Genomic DNA, 7,428 nt, shown 5'->3' with positions numbered 1-7,428 from the left:
CTGCGGCTCGACGGCGCGGGCTGGGTCGAGGGTGCGCGCCGGGTGCCGTCGCCCAACTTCGATCCGCGTCCGCCCGGCATGCCGGTCGACCTGCTGGTGGTGCACAACATCAGCCTGCCGCCCGGCGAGTTCGGCAGCGACGATATCGAGGCGCTGTTCCTGAACCGGCTCGACCCGGCTCGCCATCCGTTCTTCGCCACCATCCACGCGGTCCGCGTGTCGGCGCATTTCCTGGTGCGGCGCAGCGGCGAGCTGGTGCAGTTCGTCTCGTGCCAGGACCGCGCCTGGCATGCCGGGCAGTCGGCCTTCTTCGACCGCGAGCGCTGCAACGACTTCTCGATCGGCATCGAGCTCGAAGGCTGCGACACCTTGCCGTTCGAGCCGGCCCAGTACGACACCGCCGCCGCGCTGACCCGGCTGCTGCTGCGCGCCTATCCAATCGGGGCCGTCGCCGGCCACAGCGATATCGCCCCGGGCCGCAAGACCGACCCCGGCCCGTGCTTCGATTGGCCACGCTTTGCGCAGGCGGCGGGGCTCGCTCCGGCGATGCTGCCGTACCGCCCCGATGGGGCGGCTTCCTAGCCGAAAACCCCCTGCCGGTGCGGGGCTTTCGGGGGGATATCGGCGGGGCTATCGGAAGCGCGGCGCTCATCGAAAAAAATTCTTTCGTCGGTGCGGCAACCGACAAAACGGCCGCAACCCTTGAGCCGCTTGGTCTGGCGGGGAGGTGGGAGGTTCGCGTGGCGCCGGACCGGCCTGCGGAAGCGCTTGTCAAGACTGGTCAACGCGATTCATTTCACTATACTTAGTCCAGCTTTTCGTTATGACCACTATATCTAGTGGTGCTTTCGGGGAGCCGACCTAGGAGGCGTGCAGCGTTCGCCACGGGCTCGGCAGGTTGCCTTCGCGCCACGCGCGTCAAGCGTTTCCAGCCGGCCGGCACCGCGCGACACTCGCGCGCCACAGGGTCGGCACGTCACAAGAGCCCTCCACGGGAATGCAGCAAGGCAGTAATCCGGCACGGCATCGCCGCGCCCGGGATGTCTCTTTTTGCGCATTTTCCAGGGGCTCTTTGTCGTTGATAACACTGGTCAAAAAAACAGGAGTGCTTCATGCAGACGGCCCAACAAGAATTCGCCGGCAAGGCCGGTTCCGCCGCCGTGGCGCAGCCGAGCCCCGCCGCTGACAACGCCGCTGGCAACTACCAGGATTACAAGATCATCCGCCGCAACGGCGCGGTGGTCGCTTTCGAGCCGAGCAAGATCTCGGTGGCGATGACCAAGGCCTTCCTCGCCGTCAACGGCGGGCAGGGCGCCGCCTCGGCGCGCGTGCGCGAGCTGGTCGAGCAGCTGACCCAGAACGTGGTGCGCGCGCTGCTGCGCAGCCGTCCGAACGGCGGCACCTTCCACATCGAGGACGTGCAGGACCATGTCGAGCTGGCGCTGATGCGCTCGGGCGAGCATGAGGTCGCGCGCGCCTACGTGCTCTACCGCGAGAAGCGCAACCAGGAGCGCAGCCACGCCAACGCGCAGGCCGTCGCCCGCGTGCAGGGCGGCGTCAGCTTCAACGTGACCGATGGCGGCGTCACCCGACCGCTGGACCTGGTCGCGCTGCACGCGCTGATCGACACCGCCTGCGCCGGCCTGGGCGGCGGCGTCGAGGCCGAGCCGATCCTGAAGGAAACGGTCAAGAACCTGTACGACGGCGTGCCGATGAGCCAGGTCTACGACTCGGCCATCCTCGCCGCCCGCACGCTGATCGAGAAGGACCCGGCCTACAGCCAGGTCACCGCCCGCATCCTGCTGCACACCATCCGCAAGGAAATCCTCGGCGAGGAAGTGACCCAGGCCGAGATGGGCAGCCGCTACGCCGAGTACTTCCCGAAGTTCATCGCCCGCGGCATCGAGGCCGAGCTGCTCGACGAGAAGCTGGCGACCTTCGACCTGGCGCGCCTGGGCGCGGCGCTGGACGCCTCGCGCGACTTCCAGTTCAACTACCTGGGCCTGCAGACGCTGTACGACCGCTACTTCCTGCACATCGACGAGACCCGCATCGAGATGCCGCAGGCGTTCTTCATGCGCGTCGCGATGGGCCTGGCGCTGAACGAGAGCGACCGTGAAGGCCGCGCCATCGAGTTCTACAACCTGCTGTCGTCGTTCGACTTCATGTCGTCGACGCCGACGCTGTTCAACTCGGGCACGCGCCGCTCGCAGTTGTCCTCGTGCTACCTGACCACGATCTCCGACGACCTCGAAGGCATCTACGAGGGCCTGAAGGAGAACGCGCTGCTGTCGAAGTTCGCCGGCGGTCTGGGCAACGACTGGACCAATGTGCGCGCGCTGGGCTCGCACATCAAGGGCACCAACGGCAAGTCGCAGGGCGTCGTGCCGTTCCTGAAGGTGGTCAACGACACCGCCGTGGCGGTCAACCAGGGCGGCAAGCGCAAGGGCGCGGTCTGCGCCTACCTGGAGACCTGGCACCTGGACATCGAGGAATTCCTCGAGCTGCGCAAGAACACCGGCGACGACCGCCGCCGCACGCACGACATGAACACCGCGAACTGGATTCCGGACCTGTTCATGAAGCGCGTGATGGAGAACGGCGAATGGACGCTGTTCTCGCCGTCGACCTGCCCGGACCTGCACGACAAGGTCGGCAAGGAATTCGAGAAGGCCTACCTCGGCTACGAAGAGAAGGTCGCGCGCGGCGAGCTCAAGCTGTTCAAGAAGATCCCGGCGATGCAGCTGTGGCGCAAGATGCTGGGCATGCTGTTCGAGACCGGCCATCCGTGGATCACCTTCAAGGATCCGTGCAACATCCGCAGCCCGCAGCAGCACGTCGGCGTCGTGCACAGCTCGAACCTGTGCACCGAGATCACGCTGAACACCAACGACAGCGAAATCGCGGTCTGCAACCTGGGTTCGGTGAACCTGGTCGCCCACCTGAAGCAGCAGGCCGACGGCAGCCACGTGCTCGACCACGCCAAGCTCGAGAAGACCATCCGCACCGCGATGCGCATGCTCGACAACGTGATCGACATCAACTACTACGCGGTCGACAAGGCGCGCAATTCGAACCTGCGCCACCGCCCGGTCGGCATGGGCATCATGGGCTTCCAGGATTGCCTGCACGTGCTGCGCGTGCCGTACGCCAGCGACGCCGCCGTGCAGTTCGCCGACACCTCGATGGAAGCGGTCTGCTACTACGCCTACCAGGCCTCGACCGAGCTGGCCGAGGAGCGCGGCCGCTACAGCACCTACGAGGGCTCGCTGTGGGATCGCGGCATCCTGCCGCAGGACTCGCTGAAGCTGCTGGCCGAGGAACGCGGCGGCTACCTCGAGGTCGACCAGTCGTCGACGATGGATTGGGACAAGCTGCGCGCCCGCATCAAGCAGCACGGCATGCGCAACTCGAACTGCATCGCGATCGCGCCGACCGCGACGATCTCGAACATCATCGGCGTGTCGGCCTGCATCGAGCCGACCTTCCAGAACCTGTACGTCAAGTCGAACCTGTCGGGCGAGTTCACGGTGGTCAACGACTACCTGGTGCGCGACCTGAAGGCACGCGGCCTGTGGGACGAGGTGATGGTCGCCGACCTGAAGTACTTCGACGGTTCGCTGGCCCGCATCGACCGCATTCCGCAGGACCTGCGCGACCTGTACGCGACCGCGTTCGAGGTCGAGCCGACCTGGCTGGTGGAGGCCGCCAGCCGCCGCCAGAAGTGGATCGACCAGGCCCAGTCGCTGAACATCTACATGGCCGGCGCCTCGGGCAAGAAGCTGGACGACACCTACAAGCTGGCGTGGATCCGCGGCCTGAAGACGACCTACTACCTGCGCACCATCGCCGCCACGCACGTCGAGAAGTCGACCGTGTCGCGCGGTTCGCTGAACGCGGTGTCGTCGGGCGCCGCCGCCGGCGGTGCCTCGGCCTCGGCGCTGGACCAGGCCGCCGCCTCGGCGCCGGCGATGCCCGAAGCCGAAGGCGCGGTCTGCACGATGCGCCCGGGCGATCCGGGGTTCGACGAGTGCGAGGCCTGCCAATAACGGCAATGCCGGCACGCGGCGCCACGCGGCGCGCGTGCTGGTCCTGATACTGGTACCCGATCCGGACTCGATGGCCCGCGCCGCGCGCGGCCCCGGGGGCCGGCTCACCAGAGCGTTACACGGAGAACCAACACCATGCTGAGCTGGGACGACGACGTTCAAGCCAATCCGCAGGCTGCCCCGCAGCCCGCGCCTCAACCTGCCCTGCAACCTGCCGTCGCCGCCACCGCCGACCAGCAGGGCGTGCTGCCGCCCGCTGCGACGCAGCCGGGCGCCGGCATCCTCGGCAACAACCCGAACGCCGCGGCCGCGCAGAGCACGCGCCGCGTCAACGCCGCCGACAAGCGCGTGATCAACGGCGCCACCGACGTCAACCAGCTGGTGCCGTTCAAGTACAAATGGGCCTGGGAGAAGTACCTGGCCGGCTGCGCCAACCACTGGATGCCGCAGGAAATCAACATGTCGCGCGACATCGCGCTGTGGAAGGACCCGAACGGCCTGACCGAAGACGAGCGCCGCATCATCAAGCGCAACCTGGGCTTCTTCGTCACCGCCGATTCGCTGGCCGCCAACAACATCGTGCTGGGCACCTACCGGCAGATCACCGCGCCCGAGTGCCGCCAGTACCTGCTGCGCCAGGCCTTCGAGGAGGCCATCCACACGCACGCCTACCAGTACATCGTCGAGTCGCTGGGGCTGAACGAGGCCGAGATCTTCAACGCCTATCACGAGGTGCCGTCGATCCGCGACAAGGACGAGTTCCTGATCCCGTTCATCGACACGCTGACCGATCCGTCGTTCAAGACCGGCACGCCGGAGAACGACCAGAAGCTGCTGAAGTCGCTGATCGTGTTCGCCTGCATCATGGAAGGCCTGTTCTTCTATGTCGGCTTCACGCAGATCCTGGCGATGGGCCGGCAGAACAAGATGACCGGCGCCGCCGAGCAGTACCAGTACATCCTGCGCGACGAGTCGCTGCACTGCAATTTCGGCATCGACCTGATCAACCAGATCAAGCTCGAGAACCCGCATCTGTGGACGGCGGAGTTCAAGGAAGAGATCGTCGGCCTGTTCAGGAAGGCGGTCGACCTCGAATACCGCTACGCCGAGGACACCATGCCGCGCGGCGTGCTGGGCCTGAACGCGCCGATGTTCAAGAGCTATCTGCGCTTCATCTGCAACCGCCGCTGCCAGCAGATCGGCCTCGATCCGCTGTTCCCGAACGAGGAAAACCCGTTCCCGTGGATGAGCGAGATGATCGACCTGAAGAAGGAGCGCAACTTCTTCGAGACGCGCGTGATCGAGTACCAGACGGGCGGTGCGCTGTCCTGGGATTGAGATTGCCAGCGTCGCGCCGGGCTGTCGGACGGTAGCGAAATCAGCGGTAAGGAAGGGGACGTTTCGGTCGAAACGTCCCTTTTTTCATCAAGGAGGATGCGGGTGCGAGCGGAGCGGGGTGGGAACGCCATGCAGCAAGAGCGGATCGCGGGCAAGGAAGCCGAACTCCGGCGCATGCAACGGGTGGCGCTGGCATGCGTCGGCGCGGCGGCGGCGGTGTTCGTGGCGACGCTGTTCCTGCCGCCCACGTTCTGGGTCCGGCTGGTCCGGGCCGGTGCCGAGGCCGCGATGGTCGGCGGCCTGGCGGACTGGTTCGCGGTCGTGGCGCTGTTCCGGCGCCCGCTTGGCCTGCCGATCCCGCATACGGCGATCATCCCGAAGAACAAGAACCGCATCGCCGACAATCTTGCGGTGTTCGTTCGCGACAAGTTCCTGAACCCCGAAGTGCTGACGGACCTGATCCGGCGCAGCGATCCCGCCCAGCGGCTGGCGGTCTGGTTCAGCGAGCCCCCCAATGCGCGCCGCATCGGTCAGCACGCGGCCAATCTGATGGGCGTGCTGCTCGATCTGGTGGACGACCGGCGCATCCAGGCGTTCCTCAACGATGCCGCGCGTACGGTCATCGGCCGCATCGATTTCTCGCCGGCGCTCGCTTCCGTGCTGGAGATGCTGACAAAGGGAGGCAGCCATCAGCAACTGCTCGACGCCGTGCTCAGGCATGCGATCGCGCTGCTGAAAAGGCCGGAAACCCAGCAGCTGATCGCCCAGCGCGTGGTCAACTGGCTCAGGAGCGAACACAAGTGGAAGCAGATCGTGCTGCCGACCGAGTGGCTGGGCGACAAGGCCGCGGAGGCGGCGCGCACCAACGTGATCGACTTTCTCGACGAGGTCGCCCGGATGCCGGCGCACGAGCTGCGGACGGCCTTCGACAAGGCGCTCGAAGCGCTGATCGCGAGGCTCAAGACCGACGAAGCGTTCCTGCGCAGGGGGGAGGAGCTGAAGGACTTCGTGCTGCGCAATCCCGAGCTTGCCGACTATGCCGCCAGCGTGTGGGCCTCGCTCCGCGAATGGCTGTCCAACGACCTCCAGGCGAGCTCGCCACAGCTGCAGCAACAGGTCGAGCGCGTGGGCCTGTGGTTCGGCCGGAAGCTGTCCGGCGACGAGGAATTGCGCCGCTCCATCAATGACCACGCCGAGTCGTTCGCCGCGACGGCCGCACCGCGGTTCGCCGACTTCCTGACGTCGCATATCAGCGACACGGTGCGCAACTGGGACGCGACGGACATGTCCCGGCAGATCGAACTGAGCATCGGCCCCGACCTGCAGTACATCCGGATCAGCGGCACGGCGGTGGGTTGCTGCATCGGCATCCTGCTCTTCCTGGTATCGCACCTGGGCGAGATCTTCTGAGCGGCGGCCGGGCTTCCGGGGTGCATTTCCGGGTCTCACTCCCAGGGGCGTGTTTACCCTGAAGTCCGCGCCGAACTGCAAGAGGTTTTTGCCGCGGCGGGCCCTCGTCGTGAGGCCTGGGTCACCAACCCCGCAAGGAGCGGACCAAAATCGATAGTCCGCTGCCCTAACGGCATGGTCGGACGTCTCCGCCGCGGGAACAATGGCTGCCATTCGATTCGACGACTCGACTCGATCCTTCGACTCGATCCTTCGATGCGACCCGTCGATTCGATCCTTCGATGCGACCCGTCGACTCGATCCTTCGATGCGACCCGTCGATTCGATCCTTCGATGCGACCCGTCGATTCGATCCTTCGATTCAACGCCCCGATTCGACCCTTCCAGTCGAACGATCGAATCGAACCTTCCACCCAGCAGCCTGATTCCACAGCGGGAGAGCCGACATGACCATTCCCAGTATCCACCGCGGCATTGCCGCGCCTTCCGCGTCGGAGCAGGCCGGCGCGATCCCTACCGCGTCCACCAGGCCGGTGAATGCCGGTATCCAGCTCGCGGTGCATGACGCCAGCCACGCCAAGTCACCGGGCCACGATGCCGCGCCCCGGCAGCGCGGCTGGCAGGGTTTTCT

The 7,428-nt window shown here is 66.1% G+C and carries 5 protein-coding genes; all 5 read left to right on the top strand.

Features of this window, described 5'->3' with window-relative positions:
* Entirely contained in the window at positions 1 to 582 is a 582-nt protein-coding gene (gene ampD / locus AC6EI8_RS22175; RefSeq protein ID WP_498382891.1) for a 1,6-anhydro-N-acetylmuramyl-L-alanine amidase AmpD, read from the top strand.
* Between the two features lie 530 nt (positions 583 to 1,112).
* Positions 1,113 to 4,049: a ribonucleoside-diphosphate reductase subunit alpha gene (locus AC6EI8_RS22170; RefSeq protein ID WP_226107108.1), complete on the top strand. Its 2,937-nt coding sequence runs from the start codon at positions 1,113 to 1,115 to the stop codon at positions 4,047 to 4,049.
* A gap of 135 nt (positions 4,050 to 4,184) precedes the next feature.
* On the top strand, positions 4,185 to 5,387 hold the full coding sequence (locus tag AC6EI8_RS22165) for a ribonucleotide-diphosphate reductase subunit beta (protein WP_149316597.1): 1,203 nt from the start codon (positions 4,185 to 4,187) through the stop codon (positions 5,385 to 5,387).
* A gap of 129 nt (positions 5,388 to 5,516) precedes the next feature.
* Positions 5,517 to 6,797 (top strand): DUF445 domain-containing protein, encoded by a 1,281-nt coding sequence (locus tag AC6EI8_RS22160; protein WP_498382890.1) that lies wholly within the window; start codon positions 5,517 to 5,519, stop codon positions 6,795 to 6,797.
* Positions 6,798 to 7,243: 446 nt separating this feature from the next.
* The coding region (locus AC6EI8_RS22155; RefSeq protein WP_498382889.1) for a hypothetical protein at positions 7,244 to 7,428 on the top strand (185 nt) is incomplete at its 3' end.

The sequence above is a fragment of the Cupriavidus sp. R6-3 genome (assembly GCF_059772245.1).
Note: the sequence above shows the minus strand (reverse complement) of the source record. Positions and strands in the feature narration are given on the sequence as shown.

What these genes read in the sequence shown, in the direction of transcription:
- AC6EI8_RS22165 (WP_149316597.1), top strand. Translation starts at nt 4,185, where the DNA reads ATGCTGAGCTGGGACGACGACGTTCAAGCCAATCCGCAGGCTGCCCCG.
- AC6EI8_RS22160 (WP_498382890.1), top strand. Translation starts at nt 5,517, where the DNA reads ATGCAGCAAGAGCGGATCGCGGGCAAGGAAGCCGAACTCCGGCGCATG.
- AC6EI8_RS22170 (WP_226107108.1), top strand. Translation starts at nt 1,113, where the DNA reads ATGCAGACGGCCCAACAAGAATTCGCCGGCAAGGCCGGTTCCGCCGCC.